This window comes from Mycobacterium toneyamaense, assembly GCF_055384815.1.
In genome coordinates, this window is the sequence record NZ_AP040333.1 from 6,083,737 (window position 1) to 6,107,358 (window position 23,622).

The 23,622-nt window shown below is 68.1% G+C and carries 19 protein-coding genes; 13 read left to right on the forward strand and 6 right to left on the reverse strand.

Annotated elements, in window-relative coordinates:
- Positions 1–16: 16 nt before the first annotated feature.
- From ACZ5IQ_RS29330 to ACZ5IQ_RS29345, 4 genes are read right to left on the reverse strand one after another with little or no spacing between them, the layout of a single operon-like run.
- Entirely contained in the window at positions 17–481 is a 465-nt protein-coding gene (locus ACZ5IQ_RS29330; protein WP_133428091.1) for an SRPBCC family protein, read from the reverse strand.
- Positions 482–522: 41 nt separating this feature from the next.
- Positions 523–2,178 carry a glycosyltransferase family 87 protein gene (locus ACZ5IQ_RS29335; RefSeq protein ID WP_464480614.1) on the reverse strand — a complete coding sequence of 552 codons (1,656 nt, stop codon included), beginning with the start codon at positions 2,176–2,178 and terminating at the stop codon, positions 523–525.
- The gene (locus ACZ5IQ_RS29340) at positions 2,175–4,646 is read right to left on the reverse strand and encodes a transglycosylase domain-containing protein (RefSeq protein ID WP_464480615.1); all 2,472 of its coding nucleotides are present in this window, start codon (positions 4,644–4,646) and stop codon (positions 2,175–2,177) included. Before ACZ5IQ_RS29340 ends, ACZ5IQ_RS29335 begins: the two co-directional genes overlap by 4 nt.
- Positions 4,647–4,650: 4 nt before the next feature.
- Positions 4,651–5,082, reverse strand: a complete 432-nt coding sequence (locus ACZ5IQ_RS29345) for a DUF5318 domain-containing protein (RefSeq protein WP_020099850.1) — start codon at positions 5,080–5,082, stop codon at positions 4,651–4,653.
- Positions 5,083–5,226: 144 nt separating this feature from the next.
- On the opposite strand from ACZ5IQ_RS29345, the gene ACZ5IQ_RS29350 reads away from it, so the two are divergent.
- The 11 genes from ACZ5IQ_RS29350 (at position 5,227) to ACZ5IQ_RS29400 (ending at position 17,384) form a co-directional block, all read left to right on the forward strand.
- Entirely contained in the window at positions 5,227–6,081 is an 855-nt protein-coding gene (locus ACZ5IQ_RS29350; RefSeq protein ID WP_464480616.1) for a DUF1707 SHOCT-like domain-containing protein, read from the forward strand.
- Positions 6,082–6,247: 166 nt separating this feature from the next.
- The gene (locus tag ACZ5IQ_RS29355) at positions 6,248–6,820 is read left to right on the forward strand and encodes a PadR family transcriptional regulator (protein ID WP_020099852.1); all 573 of its coding nucleotides are present in this window, start codon (positions 6,248–6,250) and stop codon (positions 6,818–6,820) included.
- Positions 6,821–6,873: 53 nt separating this feature from the next.
- The gene (locus ACZ5IQ_RS29360; RefSeq protein ID WP_073695126.1) at positions 6,874–7,962 is read left to right on the forward strand and encodes an inositol-3-phosphate synthase; all 1,089 of its coding nucleotides are present in this window, start codon (positions 6,874–6,876) and stop codon (positions 7,960–7,962) included.
- Between the two features lie 188 nt (positions 7,963–8,150).
- Positions 8,151–8,714, forward strand: coding sequence for an alkyl hydroperoxide reductase subunit C (ahpC, locus tag ACZ5IQ_RS29365; protein WP_073695125.1), 564 nt, complete (start codon positions 8,151–8,153; stop codon positions 8,712–8,714).
- A gap of 118 nt (positions 8,715–8,832) precedes the next feature.
- The gene (gene ahpF / locus ACZ5IQ_RS29370) at positions 8,833–10,413 is read left to right on the forward strand and encodes an alkyl hydroperoxide reductase subunit F (protein ID WP_464481518.1); all 1,581 of its coding nucleotides are present in this window, start codon (positions 8,833–8,835) and stop codon (positions 10,411–10,413) included.
- A gap of 88 nt (positions 10,414–10,501) precedes the next feature.
- Complete coding sequence (locus ACZ5IQ_RS29375; RefSeq protein WP_406803450.1) at positions 10,502–12,568, forward strand: PhoX family protein; 2,067 nt, start codon at positions 10,502–10,504, stop codon at positions 12,566–12,568.
- A gap of 22 nt (positions 12,569–12,590) precedes the next feature.
- On the forward strand, positions 12,591–13,514 hold the full coding sequence (locus ACZ5IQ_RS29380; protein ID WP_464480617.1) for an alpha/beta fold hydrolase: 924 nt from the start codon (positions 12,591–12,593) through the stop codon (positions 13,512–13,514).
- A gap of 9 nt (positions 13,515–13,523) precedes the next feature.
- Entirely contained in the window at positions 13,524–14,306 is a 783-nt protein-coding gene (locus tag ACZ5IQ_RS29385; RefSeq protein ID WP_073695122.1) for an LLM class F420-dependent oxidoreductase, read from the forward strand.
- Between the two features lie 18 nt (positions 14,307–14,324).
- Complete coding sequence (locus ACZ5IQ_RS29390; protein ID WP_464480618.1) at positions 14,325–16,145, forward strand: ABC transporter substrate-binding protein/permease; 1,821 nt, start codon at positions 14,325–14,327, stop codon at positions 16,143–16,145.
- Positions 16,142–16,879 carry an amino acid ABC transporter ATP-binding protein gene (locus tag ACZ5IQ_RS29395; RefSeq protein WP_073695120.1) on the forward strand — a complete coding sequence of 246 codons (738 nt, stop codon included), beginning with the start codon at positions 16,142–16,144 and terminating at the stop codon, positions 16,877–16,879. The genes ACZ5IQ_RS29390 and ACZ5IQ_RS29395 overlap by 4 nt, the downstream gene beginning before the upstream one ends.
- Positions 16,880–16,919: 40 nt before the next feature.
- On the forward strand, positions 16,920–17,384 hold the full coding sequence (locus ACZ5IQ_RS29400; RefSeq protein WP_073695119.1) for a MarR family winged helix-turn-helix transcriptional regulator: 465 nt from the start codon (positions 16,920–16,922) through the stop codon (positions 17,382–17,384).
- Positions 17,385–17,394: 10 nt separating this feature from the next.
- Here the strand turns inward: ACZ5IQ_RS29400 and ggh are convergent, their stop codons facing one another.
- On the reverse strand, positions 17,395–18,735 hold the full coding sequence (gene ggh, locus ACZ5IQ_RS29405) for a glucosylglycerate hydrolase (protein WP_061006195.1): 1,341 nt from the start codon (positions 18,733–18,735) through the stop codon (positions 17,395–17,397).
- A gap of 54 nt (positions 18,736–18,789) precedes the next feature.
- On the opposite strand from ggh, the gene ACZ5IQ_RS29410 reads away from it, so the two are divergent.
- Complete coding sequence (locus ACZ5IQ_RS29410) at positions 18,790–19,455, forward strand: SDR family oxidoreductase (protein ID WP_464480619.1); 666 nt, start codon at positions 18,790–18,792, stop codon at positions 19,453–19,455.
- Positions 19,456–19,518: 63 nt separating this feature from the next.
- On the opposite strand, the gene leuS is transcribed toward ACZ5IQ_RS29410, so the two are convergent.
- Entirely contained in the window at positions 19,519–22,401 is a 2,883-nt protein-coding gene (gene leuS, locus ACZ5IQ_RS29415; protein ID WP_406774433.1) for a leucine--tRNA ligase, read from the reverse strand.
- Between the two features lie 195 nt (positions 22,402–22,596).
- On the opposite strand from leuS, the gene ACZ5IQ_RS29420 reads away from it, so the two are divergent.
- Entirely contained in the window at positions 22,597–23,616 is a 1,020-nt protein-coding gene (locus ACZ5IQ_RS29420) for an LpqN/LpqT family lipoprotein (protein ID WP_212807784.1), read from the forward strand.
- Positions 23,617–23,622 lie beyond the last annotated feature (6 nt).

Consider the following 23,622-nt stretch of genomic DNA (forward strand, 5'->3'; position numbering starts at 1 on the left):
ACGTACGCCGCGAAACCTAGGCCTCGGCCGTCTTCTTGATCGCCGCCAGCGTCAGCGGGATGCCTTCCTTCGCGTACTTCGTCCGGAGCGCGATCTGGGCGTCGGCGTCGTCGGACCAGCGCTCGTGGAAGCCCGCGATGCCGGCCGGCAGGAACTCCCACGACTGCGTCAGGCGCGTGCCACCGTCGGCGGGATCCAGCGTGAAGCCCCAGCGAACCCAACCGCCATTGACCTCCCAGAAGAACTCGCGGCCGGGCTCGGCGACGACCACCTGGCTGCGCGTCTCCCAGGTTCTGTCACTGGTTTCGTTGCGGCCCTTGAACCAGGCGCCGGCCACCGGGCCGCCGTCCTCGTCCTCCCACCAGCACGCTTTGCACTGCGGGCTCCACTGGCCCATCTTGGTCACGTCGGAGACCAGGGCGTAGAGGGTTTCGGGATCGGTATCGATGACAACGGAATCGGAGAACGTCAGGTCGGTCACGCCCTCGACCCTGCCACCGCGCGCGCCGGAACGCAGCCCATTTATGCCGTGGGCGCGAGCTCCGGTTCCGGGTCGGGATCGGGTTCGGGTTCGGCGACGACGATCGGGCGGGGCCGCAACCGGGCGGGCAACCAGCGTGGCGGATTGTCGTCGTCCTCGTCGAACACGCCGCCGGACGGATCGTCCACGCGGCCACCCCAGCGAACCAGATCCACCTCCGGCCGGTAGATGGCGCGAATCACCAACGCGCACAGGCCGATCACCGCGATGTCGCGCAGCAGGACCGTGGTGGTGAAGAACTGCTCGGGCAGCCCGAGCTTCGGGTCGCCGTACAGGTACAGCATCCGCGGAATCCAGATCAGCGCATCAATGGTCATCCACGCCAACAAGATTCGACGATGAGGCAGTGCCAGCGCGGCCAGCGGCACCAGCCACAGCGAGTACTGCGGGCTCCACACCTTGTTGGTCAGCAGGAACGCGGCGACGACCAGGAACGCCAGCTGCGCCAGCCGCGGCCGCTGCGGCGCCGTCCACGCGACGTAAGCGATTGCCGCACAACACAAGACGAACAGCAACGCGGTGACGGTGTTGAGGACCGTCGGCGGCTCCCAGAAACCGAGGTTGGTGTCGAACCCGCCCCAGCCGGTGAAGGACTTCGCGACGTTGTAGAGCGAGTCCATGTCGTCGCCGCGCCGGGTGTTGAGCCGGAAGAACTCCGACCACCCGCGCGGGAACATCACCATGATCGGCAGGTTCACCACGATCCACGTGACCAGCGCGGTGATCGCGGTCTTGGCCACCGGCCGCCACTTGCCGGTGCGCACCGCCAGGAGCACCAGCGGGATCAGCAACAGCAGCGGATACAGCTTCAGGGCCACCCCGACGCCGATCAGCACACCGGTCACCACCGGTTTTCGGCGAGACCAGGCCAACATGGCGCCGGCCGCACACGCCGTCGCGAGGGCATCGAAGTTGGTGAACGCCTGGAAGATCAGGATCGGCGAGCCGGCCACCACGGCGGCGTCCCACGGCCGCCGGCCGGACATGCGCATGGTCGCCCACACGGTGGCCATCCAGGCCAGTGCTAGCCCGAACGCTGAGATGTTGAAGAACATGATCACCTCGGCGACCACCGGCATCCGAACCAGTTTGGACAGCGCCGTGTAGGTCTTGGCCACCGACATGGCCGCGTACTGGTACATGCCGGTCAGCACCGGATACTCCATGTAGCGGATCGCGCGGGTGCCGTCGTACTGGACGCGCGGCTTCTGCGCGCTGTCGGTCTCGATCCAACTGGACTTGTACGGGAACTTGCCCAGGTTCAGCAGCTCCGCGGTGTACAGCGGCACGGTGTCCGAGTAGCAGAACTCGTAGTAGGCGCGCTGGTTCTGCCAGTTGGCGACGCGCTGATCGGCGGTACCCGTGCCCGTCGTCACCAGGCACGGCGCCTTGGTCGTGTAGCCCAGCCCGAGGAACACCAGCGCGATGATCAGCAGCACCCGGAACGGGGTGAGGAACGGCGCCCGGCCGATCATCGCGTGCCGGCCCACCGGCCCGCCCACGACACCGGACAGCGCCGCACCCATGACGTCGGTCCGGCTGGGCAGGTCGCGGTCGTCGGCGCTGCGCAGGTCCCGGGCCAGCCGGGCCGGCGAGACCGTCGGGACGCCGGACTCGTCTGGTTCGTCGACCGTCACGGCGGCGGCGGGGGGCCAGGCTGGTTCGGGTCGCCACCACCGGGCGGCGGGGGCGCATCCTGGTGCGGGGCCACCTGCATGGTGGTCGGCGGACCGAACGGGATCGTGATGCCCGGAGCGACGACGAGCGTCGGCTGGACCACCGTCTCGGTCGGTGCGCCCGGCGGCGGACCCTGCTGATCATCCGGCGTCGGCGGCTTGACCACCGGCGGCGCCTGCGGCACGCCCGCGTAGCCGCCGATGGCGGTGGGCTTGGGGAACGACTCGTTGTCGGTGCCCTTCAGCGCGCCGTCCATCGTCGACTTCCAGATGTCCGACGGCAGCCCCGAGCCGTACACCGGACCGCCACCCTTGTTCACCAGTGGCTGCGTCCCGCTCGTCGTGCCGACCCACACCGCGGTGGACAGCGACGGCGTGTAGCCGACCATCCATGCGTCGCGGTTGGCGCCGGTGTCACCGAGCTGCACCGTGCCGGTCTTGGCCGCGGACGGCCGGCCACCGGCCAGGTTGTGGCCGCGCGAGTAGCCGGCGATGGGCTGCATCGCCGAGGTCACGTTGTCGGCGACGGCCTTCGGGATCCGCTGCTCACCCGAGTTGTCCTGGGACGCCGCGTCGAACAGCACCTGCCCGTCGCCGTTGACGACCTTCTGCACGAAGTGCGGCTTGTGGTACTCGCCGGACGCCGCCAGCGTCGCGTAAGCGGACGCCATGTCCAGCGCGCGGCTCTGGTACTGCCCCAGCACCACGCCGTTGTTGGGCGGACCGCCCTTGCCGTCCTCGGACAGCGTGTGCTCGACGCCCGGGAAGCTGTCGGCGACACCGGCCTTGTGCGCGGCATCGGCGACGTCCTGCGCGCCGTGCTTGAGCTTGAGCATCAACCGGTAGTAGCTGGTGTTCAGCGACCGCTTGAGCGCCTCGGCGATGCTGCAGGTGCCGCAGCCCTCGCCCTCGACGTTGGTGATGTTGATGCCGTTGACGGTCACCGGCGAGCTGTCGACCTGGTACCCCAGCCCGATGCCCTGCTCGAGGGCCGCCACCAACGCGAAGACCTTGAACGACGAACCCGTCGGCAGGCCGGCCTGCGCGAAGTCGAAGCCGTTGGCGTCGGAGCCGCCGTAATACGCCTTGATGCCGCCGGTGTGCGGATCGACCGACACCACCGCGGCCCGCATGTCGTCGGCCTGGCCGTCCAGATACTTCGACACCGCGTCCTCGGCCGCCGCCTGCGCCTTCGGGTCGATGGTCGTGGTGACCTGCAGCCCCTCTGTGTTCAGCGCCTGCTCGTTGATGTTGAAGATGCTCTGCAGCTCCTTCATCACCTGCCGCTGGATCAGTCCGTTGGGGCCCTCGGTCTGGTTCTGCTGCCGGGCCTGCTCGGGCGGCACCGTGGCCGGGAACTTCTGCTGTGCGCGGTCCTCCTTGGACAGCGCGCCCATGGTCACCATGCCGTCGAGCACCCAGTTCCAGCGCTCGGCGGCGCCCTCCGGGTCGACGGCCGGGTCCAGCGTCGACGGCCGCTGGATGAGTGCCGCGAGCAACGCCCCCTCGGCCACGTCGAGCTGCTCGACGGGTTTGCCGAAGTAGGCCTTCGACGCCGCGGCGATGCCGTAGGTGCCGCGGCCGAAATAGATGATGTTCAGGTACGACTGCAGCACTTCGTCTTTCGACCACTGCCGCGACATCTTGGTGGCGATCACCAATTCCTTGGCCTTGCGGACCAGGCCGCCCACGCCGGAGCGGGCGTCACCGACCAACGCGTTCTTCACGTACTGCTGCGTGATGGTCGACCCGCCCTGCAGGTCACCACCGAAGATGTTGTTCTTGAACGCCCGCGCGAAGCCGGAGAACGAGAAGCCCGGGTTGGTGTAGAAGTCCCGGTCCTCGGCGGCCATCACCGCGTTGCGGACGTGCACCGGGATCTGGTCGATGTTGACATCGACGCGGTTGCCTTCCGGCGGCACGAACTTCGCGAGCTCGCTACCGTCGCTGGCCAGGATGGTCGACACCTGGTTGGTCCGGATGTCGCCCGGCTTGGGGATGTCGACGATGAGGTACGCCATCGCGAACGTGACGATCGGCAGCACCAACAACACCACGGCGCCCGCGTAACAGAGCCGGCGGAACACCTTCCAGTTCCACTTGAACTGCGGCAACTTCGGACCGCCGGAGTTACCACCACTTCCGCCGCCGGTCCGCGGGGGCGGCGGAGGCGGCGACTTCGGTGGCGGGTTCATGCCCGCGCCCATGCCGACCGGAGCCTGGCCCGGCCGCTTGGTGCCGTCGAGCGCTGCCTTCACGGCGTCGATCGGATCCCGCAGCCGCGCATCGTCGGCCTTGCCGACGGGCGGCAGGATCATGGTGCGACGGTCATCCGGCGGCACGGGTCCGGGGCGTCCTTGCGGTGCGCCGGCGCCCGGTCCTCTGGTCGCGTCGTTGTCCGATCGGCTGTGGCGCCCAGCCCCGCTCATCCCGTCACTCACTGGCGGTGCGCGCTTTCGAGCGCGCCGCGCGGGTGCCACGAGGCTTCGCCGCCTTCGGGGGACTCGGCGTCCCTAATACATATGACTTGACCAAATGATTCCAACTGCAAGTGCGGCATACCTCCACCACGTGAACCGCGAATTCGTCGAATTTGGCCGCCAGCAGGACGAGCTCCTCGGTGCTGCGGGCCGAACCCGACACCGCTCCGAGATGATCCCCGAAGACCCACGACACCAATGTCAGCGGTTCTTTCCGGCAGATCGGGCACATCACCGAACTGGTACGACCATGAAATTTTGCTGCGCGCAGCAGGTAGGGGTTGGCGTCACACACCTCGGTGACGCCGGTACGGCCCGAGTAGACCTCGGCCAGCAGCGACCTGCGCCGGAGCGCATAGTCGACCACCTGCCGCTGCAATCGCACGTTGACCAGAGTACGTCGGGCACCTGAGCGCCGACGCGTGATGGCGCGCATGTAGCCGGGTTGTAGCCGGCTCGATAGGTACAGCGGTAAACGGCTTGTGGCCGGGCTCACGCGGGCGTACCACCTGACCTTTACGCTTTCCCGGTGGCCACCGCAGCGACCCGGGCGAAAGACAGCGACCGCAACGACACCTGCCAGATTCTGGACACGGCACTGGCCGACGGCCAGCTGTCCGCCGAGGAGCATCGGCAGCGCGTCGCGGCGGCGACCCGGGCCGTCACCCTCGGCGAACTGCGGTCGCTGGTGACCGATCTGCAGACCGCGAACTCGTCGGTCAAGCTGCCTCCGTTGAAGACGGGTGCGGGCCGCGCGGTGCGGTCGACCGGCTGGGGCATCCTGGCCGCCGGCGCCGCGGTGATGCTCGTGGTCGGTATCGCCATCGGCTGGGGCTTCTACGCCGCGCCCGGCCAGTCCCCGCTGACTGCCGCCGAAGACCCGGGTGCCAAGCCCGACGGCGTCGCTCCCGTGGTGCTCACCCCGCCGCGCCAGCTGCAGTCGCTCGGCGGGCTGACCGGACTGTTCACCCAGATGAAGAAGAAGTTCGGCGATACCACCGGCTACGAGCTGACCATCTACCCGGACTACGCGATCCTCGAGCGCCCCGACCCGGGCGAACCCCGCCGGGTGCTGCGGTACGACTACCGCGGCGGCTGGGACGACCCCGACACCACGACGGTGAGCAGTGACGAACGCGTCGTCGACCTCGGGAAGTTCAACTTCGAGAAGATCACCGGAATCCTGCACGGCGCACCCGAGACCCTGGGCATCAAGCGCAACGAGATCAACACCGTCTACATCTCCATCAAGGGCAGCAAGGACATCACCGCGCCGCAGGACACCGTCACCATCTCGATCTACGTGTCCGGCAAGTTCAACAACAGCGGCTACATCGAGCTCGACCCCGAGGGCAACCAGAAACAGATCAACTACCCCGGCTGATTCGCCGTTCGTTCGGGCCGTGTTGACGGCCGCATCGAGTGCTGTTCATCTCCATGTGCGCAGTCGATTGGCCCCGTATATATCGGCGCGATACTATGGCGCGAGGTGTTGAAGCGTCCTAGCGCTCAATATGCGTTGCCGTCAATTCATGTCGGGAGGTGACACTGTGCTGGAGCTGGCCATCCTGGGGCTTCTGCTGGAGTCCCCCATGCACGGCTATGAGCTGCGCAAACGGCTGACCGGACTGCTGGGTGCGTTCCGTGCGTTCTCGTACGGCTCGCTCTACCCGGCGCTGCGCCGCATGCAGGCCGACGGCCTGATCGTCGAAGATGCGGCGCCGCTCGGTTCGACCAAGGTGCGCCGCGCCCGCCGCGTCTACCAACTGACCGACGCCGGCAAGCAACGGTTCACCGAGCTCGTCGCCGACACCGGCCCCCAGAACTACACCGATGACGGATTCGGTGTGCACTTGGCGTTCTTCAACCGGACGCCCGCCGAGGCCAGGATGCGAATCCTGGAAGGGCGGCGCCGTCAGGTCGAGGAGCGTCGCGAAGGTCTGCGCGAGGCGATCGCACGGGCCAGCAGTTCACTCGACCGCTACACCCGCCAGCTGCATCAGCTCGGGCTCGAGTCCAGTGAGCGCGAAGTGAAATGGCTCAACGAGCTGATAGCTGCCGAGCGCGTGGCAACCGCCGGACCGACGGCACCGCCGTCACAAGGCCACGCCGACCAAACCTGAGCGCACGCGCCCCCGGCGAATGCACTGAAAGAGTAGGAAAAGGAGACCGTCACATGTCTGAGTCGAACGAGGTACGCGTCGCAATCGTCGGCGTGGGCAACTGCGCGGCATCGCTCGTGCAGGGCGTGCAGTACTACCAGGACGCCGACGAAAACTCGACCGTCCCGGGTCTGATGCACGTCAAGTTCGGCCCGTACCACGTGCGCGATGTGAAGTTCGTCGCCGCGTTCGACGTGGACGCCAAGAAGGTCGGCTTCGACCTCTCCGAGGCCATCGGCGCCTCCGAGAACAACACCATCAAGATCGCCGACGTGCCGCCGACCGACGTCATCGTGCAGCGCGGCCCGACCCTCGACGGCATCGGCAAGTACTACGCCGACACCATCGAGGTCTCCGACGCCGAGCCCGTCGACGTGGTCAAGGCCCTCAAGGACGCGAACGTCGACGTCCTGGTCTCCTACCTGCCCGTCGGCTCCGAAGAGGCCGACAAGTTCTACGCGCAGTGCGCCATCGACGCCAAGGTCGCGTTCGTCAACGCCCTGCCCGTGTTCATCGCCTCCGACCCGGAGTGGGCCAAGAAGTTCGAGGACGCCGGCGTGCCGATCGTCGGTGACGACATCAAGAGCCAGGTCGGCGCGACCATCACCCACCGCGTGATGGCCAAGCTGTTCGAGGATCGCGGCGTCACGCTGGACCGCACCTACCAGCTGAACGTCGGCGGCAACATGGACTTCAAGAACATGCTCGAGCGCGAGCGCCTGGAGTCGAAGAAGGTCTCCAAGACCCAGGCCGTCACCTCGAACCTGACCGGCTCGCTGGCCGACAAGGTCTACGACAAGAACGTGCACATCGGCCCGTCGGACTACGTCGCGTGGCTCGACGACCGCAAGTGGGCGTACGTCCGCCTCGAGGGTCGCGCCTTCGGTGACGTGCCGCTGAACCTGGAGTACAAGCTCGAGGTCTGGGACTCCCCCAACTCGGCCGGCATCATCATCGACGCCGTGCGCGCCGCCAAGATCGCCAAGGACCGCGGCCTCGGTGGCCCGATCCTGCCGGCCTCGGCCTACCTGATGAAGAGCCCGCCGGAGCAGGTCGCCGACGACCTCGCGCGCGCTCAGCTGGAAGCCTTCATCGAGGGGTAGTTTTTCGACGTCAGAGTGGGCGGCCAGGTGAAACCTGGCCGCCCACTTGGCGTTTGGGGCGTCGGGACCGTCAGGCCGGCGGTTGTGAGACTGGCCACAACAGCCCTCTTTAAACTGGAATTAGTCCAGAAAATGGCACTAGGGTGGGCTCCGTAAAGACATCCGACAGTGACCTGAGAGAGGTTCCCGTGGCCCTGATCAACAAGCAGATCAAGCCGTTCTCCGCGACCGCGTACAAGAACGGCACCTTCATCCCCGTGTCCGAAGCCGACATCGCGGGCAAGTGGGCCATCTTCCTCTTCTACCCGGCCGACTTCACGTTCGTCTGCCCGACAGAGCTCGGCGACCTCGCCGACCACTACGACGAGCTGCAGCAGCTCGGCGTCGAGGTGTTCTCGGTGTCCACCGACACCCACTTCACCCACAAGGCGTGGCACGACTCGTCCGACACCATCGGCAAGATCAAGTTCGCGATGATCGGCGACCCCACCCTGCGCATCAGCACCGACTTCGAGGTGCTGCGTGAGGACGAGGGCCTGGCCGACCGCGGCACCTTCCTGGTCGACCCCGACGGCATCATCCAGTTCACCGAGGTCACCGCCGAGGGCATCGGCCGCAACGCCGCCGAGCTGGTCCGCAAGGTCAAGGCCGCGCAGTACGTGCGCAACCACCCGGGCGAGGTCTGCCCGGCCAAGTGGGAAGAGGGCGAAGAGACCCTGGCCCCGTCGCTGGAACTCGTCGGCAAGATCTAGTTTTCACTGCTGGTCGGCGGTACGGGCTCCGGCCCGTACCGCTGTCCAGAAGTCTTCGCCCCCAACATCTTTCGGGCCACACCGGCCCACCATTCCTATTTCGATGGAGTTGATCCGCATGCTCGACACCGCACTCGCCGGCCAATTGAAGTCCCTGCTGGAGCGGCTGACCGTGCCCATCGAGCTGGTGTCCTCCCTCGATGACGGTCCCAAGTCCGCCGAGCTGGCCGGCCTGCTCACCGAGATCGCGGCAATGTCGGACAAGATCACCTACTCCCGGGCCGACGACTCCGACGATGCTGCTGCCCGCCGGCCGTCGTTCGCCATCCGCCGCACCGGCACCGATGTCGAGGTCCGGTTCGCCGGCATCCCCCTCGGCCACGAGTTCTCCTCGCTGGCCCTGGCGCTGCTGCAGGTCGGCGGATACCCGTCGAAGGAAGCCCCCGAGCTGCTCGAGCAGGTGCGGAGCCTCGACGCCGACCTGCACTTCGAGACCTACTTCTCGCTGTCCTGCCAGAACTGCCCCGACGTGGTGCAGGCCCTGAACCTGATGGCGATCCTCAACCCGCGCATCAGCCACGTCGCGATCGACGGCGCGCTGTTCAAGGACGAGGTCGAACAGCGCAAGGTGCTGGCGGTCCCGACCGTCTTCCTGAACGGTGAGGTGTTCGACTCGGGCCGCATGACCCTCGAGCAGATCATCGGCAAGGTCGACGTCGGCGCCGCGCAGCGCACCGCCGAGGCCATCGCCGAGAAGGACCCCTTCGACGTCCTGGTCGTCGGCGGTGGACCGGCCGGGGCCGCGGCCGCAATCTACGCCGCCCGCAAGGGAATTCGCACCGGCGTGGTCGCCGAGCGGTTCGGCGGTCAGGTGCTCGACACCATGGCCATCGAGAACTACATCTCCGTCCCGCACACCGAAGGACCCAAGTACGCCGCGGCGCTGGAAGCCCACGTCGGCGAGTACGACGTCGACGTCATCAAGACCCAGCGCGGCGCGAAGCTGCTGCCGGCGATCGACGAAGGCGGCCTCATCGAGATCGCGCTGGAGAGCGGCGCCTCGCTGACGGCCCGCACCGTCATCCTCGCGACCGGCGCCCGCTGGCGCGCGATGGACGTGCCCGGCGAGGCCGACTACCGCAACAAGGGCGTCACCTACTGCCCGCATTGCGACGGACCGCTGTTCAAGGGCAAGCGTGTCGCCGTCGTCGGCGGCGGCAACTCCGGCGTCGAGGCCGCGATCGACCTCGCCGGCGTCGTCTCCCATGTGACGCTCATCGAGTTCGACTCGGTGCTGGGCGCCGACGAGGTGCTGCAGCGCAAACTGCGCAGCCTGCCCAACGTCGACATCCTGCTGAGCACGCTGACCACCGAGGTCCTCGGCGACGGCGACCAGGTGACCGGCCTGACCTACCAGGACCGCACCACCGGCGAGTCGCACCAGCTGGACCTGCAGGGCGTCTTCGTCCAGATCGGCCTGCTGCCCAACACCGAGTGGCTCGAAGGCAGCGTCGAGCTGTCCAAGCGCGGCGAGATCGTCGTCGACGAGCGTGGCCAGACATCGGTCCCCGGCGTGTTCGCCGCCGGCGACTGCACGACGGTGCCGTTCAAGCAGATCGTCATCGCGGCGGGAGCCGGTGCGACAGCGGCCCTCTCGGCGTTCGATCACCTGATCCGGACGACCGCCCCGGTCGGCTAGGCACTTCGTCCGGGTCGGGCGCGGGCGTTCCCAGCAGTTCACCAGTTCTTTCCCAGCTGCTGGTTCAGCTGTCATAGGTTCCAGCATCGTGGCCCTGTTTCCGCTGAACCTGCTCCTGACCCACGACGGCCGGTCGTCGCGCCAGCACGTCACGTGCCGCCACAAGTGTGGCGACGCGTGCTCGAAGCCGCTGCCGAACACCAGCGACAACGAGTACTTCGGTGACATCGCGCAGGCCGTGTCCCGACGGTCGATGCTCCGCGCGACCGGCATCGCGGTGCTCGCCGTCGGCGCCGGTCCCGCCCTGGCCGCGTGCGGCCGCGACGAGCAGCCCGCCGCAGGCACCTCGTCCGCTGCGCCCTCGTCGACACCGCCCGGCATGCGATTCGCCGCGGTCGCACCCAACCGCGAGGACGCCGTCGTCATCCCCGAGGGCTACCGGCAGTCCGTGGTCATCAGCTGGGGTGACCCCGTGCTGCCGGGCGCGCCGAAATTCGACGTGACGGCGCAGACCGCCGCGGCGCAGCGCGGCCAGTTCGGGTTCAACAACGACTTCGCCGGGCTGCTACCGATCCCCGACCGGCCCGGCCACTTCCTGCTGGTGACCAACTTCGAGTACGTCACACCGCAATTCATGTTCCCCGGCTACGACCCCAAGCACCCGACCCGCGAGCAGTTCGACATCGAGATCGCCGCCATGGGCATGGGCGTCGTGGAAGTCGCGCGCACCCCCGACGGCCTCAAACCGGTTCTGGGCCCGTACAACCGACGCATCACCGTCGACACCCCGTTCACCCTGACCGGACCCGCGGCGGGCACCGACTTCGTCAAGACAGCTGCCGACCCGACCGGCAGACGCGTGGCGGGCACCATGGCCAACTGCTCCGGCGGCATAACCCCTTGGGGCACAGTGCTTTCCGGCGAGGAGAACTTCCAGGGCTACTTCGGCGCACCGGCCGGCACCGCGCCTGCCACCCCGGCAGACGCGACCCGCCTCGCCCGCTACGGCATCGAGCTCAAGCCGTCCGAGATGCTCTGGGAGACCTTCGATCCGCGGTTCGACGTGGCCGCGACGCCGGGCGAGGTCAACCGGTTCGGCTACATCGTCGAACTCAATCCGTGGGACCCGAACTCCACCCCGGTGAAACACACTGCGCTGGGCCGCTTCCGGCACGAAGCCGCCAACATCTACGTCACTGCCGACGGCACCGTCGTCGCCTACAGCGGCGACGACGAGCGCTTCGACTACATGTACAAATTCGTGTCCAGCAAGAAGATTCAGCCCGGCCGCGAGCCGGCGGCGATGGCGCACAACATGACCATCCTCGACGAAGGCACCTTGTACGTCGCCAAGCTGTCCAGCGACATCCCCGCCGCCGAGATCGACGGCACCGGGAAGTTGCCGAGCACGGGTGCGTTCCGCGGCACCGGAACCTGGCTGCCGTTGCTGCGGTCCGGCCCCGAGGGTCGGGCCGAATCACTGGTGCCCGGGATCAGCGCGGCGGAGGCCGCGGTGTTCACCCGCTTCGCCGCCGACAAGGCCGGCGCCACCAAGATGGACCGGCCCGAGGACTTCGAAGCCGACCCGAAGACCGGCAAGCTGTACGTCGCCCTCACCAACAACTCCAAGCGCGGCGCGGAGGGCAAACCGGGCCCCGATGCGCCGAATCCGCGCAACGACAACAAGAACGGCCAGATTCTCGAGATCGTCGACAACCACGCCGGCACCGACTTCACGTGGGAGCTGCTGTTGGTCTGCGGCGACCCCGCCGCCGCCGACACCTACTACGCGGGGTTCGACAAGACCAAGGTCAGCCCGATTTCCTGCCCGGACAACCTGGCCTTCGACAGCCACGGCAACCTCTGGATCGCCACCGACGGTAATGCGTTGAAGTCCAACGACGGACTGTTCGCCGTCGCGCTGAGCGGCCCGAACCGCGGGGAGACCAAGCAGTTCCTCACCGTGCCGCTCGGCGCCGAGACGTGCGGCCCCGTCGTCACCGACGACCTCGTCACGGTCTGCGTCCAGCATCCCGGCGAGCACGATGACAACAGCATCGACAACCCGGTCTCACGGTGGCCCGAGGGCGGCAACGGCACCGCACGCCCCTCTGTGGTCGCGGTGTGGAAGGACAACGGAACGATCGGCAGCTGAGCACGCCTCGCCGCCGGGGGTAATGTCCGCAGACGTGGCCCTCGAGATTTCTGACGACGAACTGCTGACGCTCGACGAGTTCGCGCTGCTGCCCGAGAACGCCGAGCAGATCGGCGCCGACGGCCCGCTGCCGACGGTGTCGCGGATCGAGGACGGGCCCATCAGCCTGCTGAAGTGGGGCGTCGCGGAGCCCGAAGTGGTGTTCCTGCACGGCGGCGGACAGAACGCGCACACCTGGGACACCGTGATCCTGGGCCTCGGAGTGCCGGCGCTGGCGATCGATCTGCCCGGGCATGGGCGGTCGGCCTGGCGCGAGGACGGCGACTACGGGCCGAAGCTGAACGCGTCGACCGTGGCCCCGGTGATTCGGCGCCACGCGCCGTCGGCCCGGCTGGTGGTCGGGATGTCGCTGGGTGGGCTGACGGCGCTGCGGATCGCCGCGACCGAACCTGCGTTGGTACCCGAGCTGGTGCTCGTGGACGTCACGCCGTCGGCGCCGGAACGGCACGAGCAGATGACGCAGGCTCAGCTGGGTGCCGTCGCGCTGGTGAGGGGCGACCGGAGCTTCCCCAGTTTCGCCGCGATGCTCGACGTCACCGTGGCCGCGTCGCCGCACCGCAGCCGGAACTCGCTGCGCCGCGGCGTCTTTCACAATGCCAAGCAACTCGACGACGGCACCTGGACGTGGCGGTACGACTCGTTGACGCGAGGAGACGGCTACTCGAACTTCAACGGACTGTGGGACGACGTCCCGTCCATCACCATGCCGACGACGCTCGTGCGAGGCGCGAAGTCGTACTTCGTCAACGACGATGATGCCGCCGCGTTCGCGGCCGGGGCGCCGGGTTTCCAGCGGACCCACATCGTGGCCGACTCGGGTCATTCGGTGCAGGGCGACCAGCCCGCCGCACTCGTCGACATTCTGCGGGGCGTCCTCGGCGGTTAGCGTGGGGTCATGACCCAACCCATCCGCATCGGCGTTCAACTGCAGCCCCAGCACTCCCCCAACTACGGCCTGATGCGCGACGCGGTCCGGCGCGCCGAGGACCTCGGCGTCGACGTCGCCTTCAACTGGGACCACTTCTTCCCGCTGTACGGCGACCCCGACGGCGCGCACTACGAATGCTGGACCATGCTGGGCGCCTGGGCCGAGCAGACCTCGCGCATCGAGATCGGCGCCCTAGTGAGCTGTAACTCGTACCGCAATCCGGAACTGCTGGCCGACATGGCGCGGACGGTCGACAACATCTCGGACGGCCGGCTGATCCTGGGCATCGGATCGGGCTGGAAAGAGAAGGACTACGACGAGTACGGCTACGAATTCGGTACGGCCGGAAGCAGACTCGACGACCTGGCGGCCGCCATGCCGCGCATCGTGTCGCGCCTGGGCAAGCTGAACCCACAGCCGGTGCGCGACATTCCGATCCTCATCGGCGGCCAGGGCGAGCGCAAGACGCTGCGGCTCGTCGCGGAGTACGCGCAGATCTGGCACAGCTTCACCACCGCGGCGACGTACCCGGAGAAGGCCGCCGTGCTGGACCGGCATTGCGCCGACGTCGGCCGCGACCCGAACACCATCGTCCGCTCGGCCGGCGTGGACAACAGCGGCGACGGCCTGATCGCCAATGCCGAAGCGCTTACCGCACTCGGGGTTTCGTTGCTGACCGTCGGGGTCAACGGCCCCGACTACGATCTGGGCCACGCCGAAGCCCTGTGCCGCTGGCGCGACAGCAGGTAGCCGGCGCTGCCCGGCCGAATGAATTCCCGGCGAGCTGAAGCCGCTGAATTCGGCCGGGCACCCGCTAGGTTGACGTGCGTGACCTCTTTCCTGCGTGCGACGGTAGCGATACTGGTGGCACTCCTGGTCTGTTCGCTGTCCGTGGGAGTCCCAGCCGGCGCCACCACCGACCAGTGCGCACCGCCGGGCGTGCAGAGCGCCAGCGCCCTGCCCACCAACCTGGCCACCGCCGCCCAGGGCGACGGCACCGACAAGTACACGACGCCCGGTACCCAGCCGCTTTCCACGGTGCGGCCGGAGGCGTTGGGGCTGGGTACGCCCGGAGTGCTGACCGTCGGCACGCTGTCCGATGCCCCGCCGAGCATCTGTATCAACTCCAGCGGCCAGTTCACCGGATTCGACAACGAGCTGCTGCGGGCCATCGCCGAGAAGATCGGCCTGCGCGTCAACTTCGTCGGCACCGATTTCGCCGGGCTGTTGGCCCAGGTCGCGTCCCGGCGGTTCGACGTCGGATCGTCGTCCATCACCACCACCGACGCCCGGCGCCGTACCGTCGGATTCACCAATGGCTATGACTTCGGCTACTTCTCGCTCGTCGTCCCGACCGGATCGGCGATCAGCGGCTTCGGCGCACTGAAGGCGGGGCAGCGCATCGGCGTCGTGCAGGGCACCGTGCAGGAGGCCTACGTCGTCGACACCCTGCACCTGGAACCGGTGAAGTTCCCGGACTACGCCACGGTGTACGCCAACATCAAGACCCGGCAGATCGACGCCTGGGTGGCGCCGTCTCAGCAGGCCTCCGGCACCGTGCAACCGGGTGACCCGGCGCGCATCGTCGAAAACACCTTCAGCTTGGACAATTTCGTCGCGTATGCCGTCGCGAAAGACAACAAGCCGCTGATCGACGCCCTCAATGCGGGGCTCGACGCGGTGATCGCCGACGGCACCTGGGCGCGGCTCTATGAGAACTGGGTGCCACGCGCGCTGCCGCCGGGCTGGAAGCCCGGATCCAAGGCCGCGCCGCTGCCGCAGCTGCCCGACTTCAACGCCATCACCGCGTCGCATGCGTCAGCGGCGCCGGCGGCCGGTCCCGCGCCGAAATCCACGCTCTCGCAACTGAAAGACGCGTTCCTGGACTGGCACCTGTACCGGCAGGCCATCCCCGACCTGTTCAAGACCGGCCTGCCCAACACGCTGATCCTGACCGTCAGTGCCAGCATCATCGGCCTGATCATCGGCATGGCACTGGCCATCGCGGGCATCTCGCGGTCGCGCTGGCTGCGCTGGCCGGCCCGGGTGTACACCGACATCTTCCGCGGCCTGCCCGAAGTGGTGATCATCCTGGTGATCGGGCTGGGCATCGGGCCGGTGGTGGGCTCGTTGACCGGAAACAACCCGTACCCCTTGGGAATTGCCGCGCTCGGTCTCATGGCGGGCGCCTACATCGGCGAGATTCTGCGCTCGGGCATCCAGAGCGTGGATGCCGGCCAACTCGAGGCCTCGCGCGCGCTGGGCTTCGGCTACCCGTCATCGATGCGGCTGGTCGTGGTGCCGCAGGGCGTGCGCCGGGTCCTGCCCGCGCTGATGAACCAGTTCATCTCGCTGCTGAAGGCGTCGTCGCTGGTGTACTTCCTGGGGTTGATCGCCAGTCAGCGCGAGCTGTTCCAGGTGGGTCGCGACCTCAACGCGCAAACCGGAAACCTGTCTCCCCTGGTCGCGTCCGGGCTGTTCTACCTGGCCCTCACCGTCCCCCTGACCCATCTGGTCAACTACATCGACCGGCGGCTGAGCACGGGCAAGCCCGTTGCCGCCGAGGTCGCGACCCAGGAGATCATATGACCACGCCGCAGGCAGTTTCCCTGGCCGCCAAGGATATTCACCTGTCATTCGGGGCCAATGGCGTCCTGCGTGGCGTCGATCTGGATGTCCCCGCCGGCACCACGACGGCAGTCATCGGGCCGTCGGGCTCGGGCAAGTCGACACTGCTGCGCACCCTGAACCGGCTGTACGAACCGGACCGCGGCGACATCCTGCTCGACGGCCGCTCGGTCCTGAAGGACAACCCGGATCAGCTGCGCCAGCGGATCGGGATGGTGTTCCAGCATTTCAATCTGTTCCCGCACCGGACGGTGCTGGAGAACGTCACGCTCGGACCACGCAAGCTCAAGCGCCTGGACGCCGATGCAGCCCGCGAACTCGGCCTGAAACTGCTCGATCGGGTGGGGCTGAAGCACAAGGCCGACGTCCGTCCCGCGACCCTCTCCGGCGGGCAACAGCAACGTGTCGCGATCGCCCGCGCCTTGGCCATGAGCCCCCAGGTGATGTTCTTCGACGAGGCCACGTCGGCCCTGGATCCCGAACTCGTCAAGGGCATCCTGGCGCTCATCAGCGAACTCGGGGCCGACGGCATGACCATGGTGGTGGTCACCCACGAGATGGGTTTTGCCCGGTCAGCGTCGGATTCGGTGGTGTTCATGGACGGCGGCCGGGTGATCGAGACGGGAACCCCCGAGCAGATCTTCGAATCCGCGGAAACTCAACGTTTACGTCAATTTTTGGCGCAGGTTGTCTAATACCGGCCAGTATCCGGCATACACGTTAGACTATCGAACTATGTCGTCGACGGAGCCGCAGGTCGCGGACCTTGCAGGAGACCTGCAACAGGTCCTCTCCAAGCTGTTCAACGTGATGCGCCGACGCGTCGAAATCCCGAAGGACGCCGAGGCGGGCGCCGATCTGACGTTGGCGCAGCTGTCCATCCTGCTGACCCTGCTGGACCGCGGACCCATCCGGATGACGGAACTCGCCGCCCACGAACGGGTCCGTACGCCCACCACCACGGTGGCGATCCGCCGGCTCGAGAAGCTCGGTCTGGTCAAGCGGTCCCGCGACCCCTCCGACCTGCGCGCCGTCCTGGTGAACGTGACACCGAAGGGACTGGTGCAGCACCGCGAGGCCCTCGAAGCCCGTCGGAAGGTGCTGATCGCGATGATGTCCAAGCTGACGCCCGAGGACATCGACAACATCTCCAAGGCCCTTGCGCCGCTGGAGAAGCTGGCCACCAGCAACGACGACTAGGTCTGTCGGGTCAGCCCAGCCAGTCGAGTACGGCAGCGGCGGTCCACGACTGCTGCATGCTGCCGAGCGGTTCCCCGGTGAAGGGTTCGTAGTATTCGGCGAATGTGCCGTCGCTGGCCTGCCGCAAGCCTTCCCGGCGCAGAATCGACGCGCGCTCGGACCAGCCGCGGCGGGCGAAACACCACGAGAACAGCCACGTCATCACCGGCCACACCGGGCCGCGCCAGTATTCGCGCGGCCGGAAGTCACGGGACACCGGTGACGTCGACGGGATCAGCGGGTACTTGAGGTCCGGGTGGGCGCAGAACCGCGGTCCCTCCAGCAGGCGCAGCAGCGCCCGTTCGCGGTCGTGCGGCAGACCGCCGCAGAGCAGCGGCGCGAACTGCGCCACGGTCTCACTCGGAATCCACTTGCCGGCCCGCAGATCGAAGTCCCGCGCCGCGCCGGTGCGCTCGTCGGTGGTCGCCACCACGCCTTGCCGGAACCGCTCGGCCCACGAATAGAGTTCGCGCACATCGGAATTCGGCCGCTTGTAGTCCTCGCCGATCTCGGCCAGCACCGTGCACGCCACCGACAGGATGGCCGAGACGAACACGTCCTCGACCTGGAAGCTCAGCACCTTCGGCAGCAGCGCGTCGTCGTACCGGACGGACTTCATCTCCTCCAGCAGCCACAGGTAGCGGTCGTACTCGACATCGGACGGCCGCTGGCTGGTGTCGGTGATGATCGCGTTGTCCTCGCGCTGGTACTCGGGCACCGCACCCGGAACCACGTTGGCGTACGCGCTGTCCCAGCGCGGTGAGTTGTCCATGCCGGACTCCCAGCCGTGGTACAGCGTCACCCGGCCGTGCTCCTGCGGGTCGCGGGCCTCGGCCAGCCAGCGGTGCCAGCGCACCAGGTCGTCCCACCGGCGATCCAGGAAGGCCTCGGCGACCACCCGGGTCGAGCGCCCGCGGGTACGGGCGTGGTCCAGAATCCGTTGCACCGCAATGGCATGCACTGGCGGCTGGGTGATACCGGAGGTGTCCCGGTTGCGCGGCGCGTTGACGGCCAGGCTCGACGTCTCCCACCGGGCCGGCCCCGGGAAATAGCCGTCGACGCCGTTGGCGAACACGATGTGCGGGATCATGCCGTTGGCCCACTGCGCCGACAGGAGCGTATCCAGCTCGACCACGGCACGCTCGACCGTCAGCGACGCCAGGCCGATCGATACGAACGCGGCATCCCAGCTCCACATGTGCGGATACAGCAACGGCGCGGCCGTCGTCATGACGCCCAGGTCATTACCGCGCAGCAGGTAGGCGGCGCGGGCCGAGAGCTGGGTGGGCGCGAAGCTGTGGTCGGGTGGCATCGCTGTCTATTGTGCGTCGCCGCCCGGGGATTCGCTGATCGGTAGGCTCACGCCATGCCGACCGCAATGATCACCGGCGCTTCCCGGGGCCTCGGAATGGCCAACGCCGAGGCCCTCGCGCCGACCCACACGCTGTTCCTGGCGGGCCGGCCGACGGCCGAACTCGACGCCGTGGCCGAGCGACTGGGCGCGACGACGTGGCCCATGGACCTCACCGACTACGACGGCGTCGCGGCGACGATCGAGCCGATCGTGGAACTCGACGTACTGATCCACAATGCCGGCGTGGCATACCCGGGCCGGGTCGGCGAATCCTCCATCGAGGAGTGGCGGGCCACCATGGAAGTCAATGTGCTTGGCGCCGTGGGGCTTACCCTGCCGCTGCTGCCGGCCCTGCGGGCGGCCCGGGGTCAGGTGATCTTCGTCAACTCCGGTGCCGGCCGCAGCCCGTCCCCCGGGCTGGCGTCGTACACGGCCAGCAAGTTCGCGCTGCGGGGCTTCGCCGATGCCCTTCGCGCCGACGAACCGGCACTGCGGGTGACGACGGTCTACCCCGGCCGGATCGACACCGACATGCAGTGGAACCTGGTGGCCTATGAAGGCGGCGAATACAAGCCGGAGCGCTTCCTCAAGCCCTCGACCGTCGCCCAGGTGATCGCCCAGGTCGTGGCGACCCCCGACGACGCCCACCAGCACGAGGTGATCATCCGCCCCCGCTGATTCCCGAGGGATTTGTGCACGATTTTCCGCGGTCGGCGCGGAAAATCGTGCACAAATCCCAGGTCAGGCGACGATGTTGACCAGTCGGCCGGGGACGACGATGACCTTCTTGGGTGTGGCCCCGGCCAGGAAGGCCTGCACCTTCTCGTCGGCGAGGGCCGCGGCTTCCAGCGTGGCCTTGTCGGCATCGGCAGCGACGACGATCTTGCCGCGCACCTTGCCGTTGACCTGGACCGGGTACTCGACGGTGTCGTCGACCAGGTAGCGCTCGTCGGCGACCGGGAACGGGCCGTGCGCCAGCGACTTCGCGCTGCCGAGACGGCGCCACAGTTCCTCGGCCAGGTGCGGCGCCAGCGGCGCGACCATCAGCACCAGCGGCTCGACCGCGGCGCGCGCGGTCACGCCCTCCTTGGTGAGGTGGTTGGTGTACTCGATGAGCTTGGCGGCCGCGGTGTTGTTGCGCAGCGCGGCGTAGTCCTCGTTCACGCCGGCGATGGTCTTGTGCAGCTGCTTGAGCGTCTCCTCGGACACCGCATCGTCGGAAACCCTTGGCTCACCCGTGGTTTCGTCGACGACGACGCGCCACACGCGCTGCAGGAACCGGTGCGCGCCGACGACGTCCTTGGTCGCCCACGGCCGCGACGCCTCCAGCGGGCCCATCGACATCTCGTAGACGCGCAGGGTGTCGGCGCCGTATTCCTCGCAGATCTCGTCGGGCGAGACGGAGTTCTTCAGGCTCTTGCCGATCTTGCCGAACTCCTGGTTGACCTCGATCTCGCCGTCCGGGCCGGTCCAGAAGAACTTGCCTTCGCGTTCAACGACTTCCGCCGCCGGCACGTAGCTACCGCGGGCGTCGGTGTAGGCGAACGCCTGGATGTAGCCCTGGTTCACCAGGCGGCGGTACGGCTCGCGCGACGACACGTGGCCGAGGTCGAACAGCACCTTGTGCCAGAACCGCGAGTACAGCAGGTGCAGCACCGCATGCTCGACGCCGCCGACGTAGAGGTCGACGCCACCCGGATCGCCGGCGCCGTGGATCTCGGGCCGCGGGCCCATCCAGTAGGCCTCGTTCTCCTTGGCGCAGAACGCTTCCGGGTTGTGCGGGTCGGCGTAGCGCAGCTCGTACCAGGAGCTGCCGGCCCACTGCGGCATGACGTTGGTGTCGCGGGTGTAGGACTTGAGCCCGTCACCGAGATCGAGGTCGACGTGCACCCACTCGGTGGCCTTGTTCAGCGGCGGCGACGGCTCGCTGTCGGCGTTGTCCGGGTCGAACAGCACCGGCGAGTAGTCGGGCACGTCCGGAAGTTCCACGGGCAGCGCTGAATCCGGCAGCGGGTGGGCCTGGCCGTCGGCGTCGTAGACGATCGGGAACGGCTCGCCCCAGTACCGCTGGCGTGCGAAAAGCCAATCGCGCAGCTTGAATTCGACGCGGGCCTGGCCGCGGCCGTCCGCGATCAGCTTCTCGGTGACGGCGGCCTTGGCGTCGGCGACGTTGAGGCCGTCGAGGTAGTCGGAATTGACCACTGCGCCGTCGCCCGTGTACGCGGACTCCGAAAGATCGCCACCGGCAATGACTTCCACGATGGGCAGACCGAACGCAGTCGCGAACTCCCAGTCGCGCTGGTCGTGGCCGGGCACCGCCATGATGGCGCCGGTGCCGTAGCCGGCCAGCACGTAGTCGGCAATGAAGATCGGAACCTGCTGTCCGTTCACCGGATTGGTGGCGTAGGCGCCGGTGAAGACACCGGTCTTGGTCTTGTTCTCCTGGCGCTCCAGGTCGGACTTCGCGGCGATGGCGGCGCGGTAGGCGGCGACCGCCTCGGCCGGCGTGGCCGCACCGTAGGTCCACCGCTCGTCGACGCCGGCGGGCCACGAACCGGTCAGCAGCGAATCCACCAGGTCATGCTCGGGGGCCAGCACCAGATAGGTGGCTCCGAACAGAGTGTCGGGGCGGGTGGTGAAGACCTCGATGTCGGCGTCCCCGGCGGAGAACAGCACCTCGGCACCGACGGACCGGCCGATCCAGTTGCGCTGCATGGCCTTGACCTTGTCGGGCCAGTCCAGCACGTCCAGGTCCTCGAGCAGCCGGTCGGAGTACGCGGTGATGCGCATCATCCACTGCCGCAACCGCTTCCGGAACACCGGGAAGTTGCCGCGTTCGCTGCGGCCGTCGGAGGTGACCTCCTCGTTGGCCAGCACGGTGCCCAGACCCGGGCACCAGTTGACCATCGAGTCTGAGCGGTAGACCAGGCGATGCGCGTCGACGACCTCGGCCCGTTCGGCGGCCGTCAGCGCGGACCAGTCCCGTCCGTCGTCGAGAGTCCGTGCCCCGGAATCGAATTCGGCGATCAGTTCGGCGATGGGCCGGGCCTTCTGCTGCGCTACGTCGAACCAGGCGTTGTAGATCTGCAGGAAGATCCACTGCGTCCACTTGTAGAAGTCGGTGTCGGTGGTGGCGAAACTGCGGCGCGAGTCGTGGCCCAGTCCCAGCCGGCCCAGCTGCCGCCGGAAGTTGACGATGTTGGCCTCGGTCCGGGTGCGCGGGTGCGTGCCCGTCTGGACCGCGTACTGCTCGGCGGGCAGACCGAAGGCGTCGAAGCCCAGGGCGTGCAGGACGTTGCGGCCTGTCATGCGGAAGTAGCGGGCGTATACATCGGTCGCGATGTAGCCGAGCGGGTGCCCGACGTGCAGGCCGTCGCCCGAGGGGTACGGGAACATGTCCTGCACGAACATCTTGTCGGCCGGCACCGGCGAGCCGTCGGTGGGCGCGAGCGAGCCGACGGGGTTCGGCACGTTGAAGGTGCCGCGGTCCGTCCACACCTGCTGCCAGTCGGCCTCGATGCGGCCGGCCAGTTCGGCCGTGTAACGGTGCTGCGGGCTGTCGGCGTCAACGGCCACGGCCGCCTCGGGACGCACGCCTGCCTGCGCATTCGGGGAATCGCTCACGTGCACAGGGTAGTCAACACCCCCGGCGCGACCTGCATCACGCCAGCCGATAGGCGTTGGTCTCGGTTCCGTTGCAGTGCGGTCAGAGCACGGTTGCAGGTGCGCGCCGGATCTGGTGGGCACTGCGCCCACCTACCTACAGTCGGCTCCAGTGCAACGCGTGAGACAGAAGTGAAGCGGAAGGACCGGCGCCACATGTTCGAGAACGCCCGCCACTGGCGGCTTCTGGCAGGAGGTGTCGCCGCGGGCCTGGCGGGCGTCGTCGGCTTCGCAGGCAACACCGCATCCGCCGATCCCCTGCCGCCCCAACCCGTCGTCCCGGCACCGGCGACGGTGACCCAGACGGTCACGGTGCAGGCCGCCCCGGCGCCGGTGGCTGCCGCCCAGCCGGCCGGACCCGCGTTCATCCCCGCAGGTCAGCCCGCGGGCGTACCCCAGCCGGCGACGCTTCCCCAGCCGGCCACGCTTCCCCAGCCCGCAGTGGCGCAGCCGGTCGTCGCCCCGGCGCCGGCGCCCGCACCCGCCATCGCCCCGGCTGCCTCGGGCACCATCGCCGAGTTCTTCCGCGCCCACAACGTCGCCATGCAGCGGCAGACCGCCGCCGGCTTCACCGCACTGAACATCGTCCTGCCGGTGCCGCCGGGCTGGGCCGCGGTGCCCGACCCGAACGTGCCCGACGCGTTCGCCGTGATCGCCGACCGCGTCGGCGGCGACGGCCTCTACACCTCGAACGCCGCGCTGCAGGTCTACAAGCTGGTCGGCGACTTCGACCCGCGCGAAGCCATCAGCCACGGCTTCATCGACAGCCAGCAGCAGGTCGCGTGGCGGTCCACCGACGGTTCGATGGCCGATTTCTATGGCATGCCGTCGTCGATCATCGAGGGCACCTACCGCGAGAACAACCTGACGCTGAACACCTCGCGGCGGCACGTCATCGCGACGTCGGGCACAGACCGCTACCTGGTGACGCTGTCGGTGACCACGAGTGCGCAGGTGACCGTCGCGTCCGGCAATGCCACCGACGCCATCGTCAACGGGTTCAAGGTCAGCGCGCCGGGTGCGCCCGCCGCGGCACCCGCACCCGCTGCCGTGCCCGTCGCACCGGCACCCGTCCCGGCTCCGGCCGCGCCGATGGTTCCCGCACCGGCCGCCGTCCCGGCGCACACCGCCGGAGCCGTACCGCTCACCGCGTCGATCCCCGGGCTGGGCCGCTGACCGGTC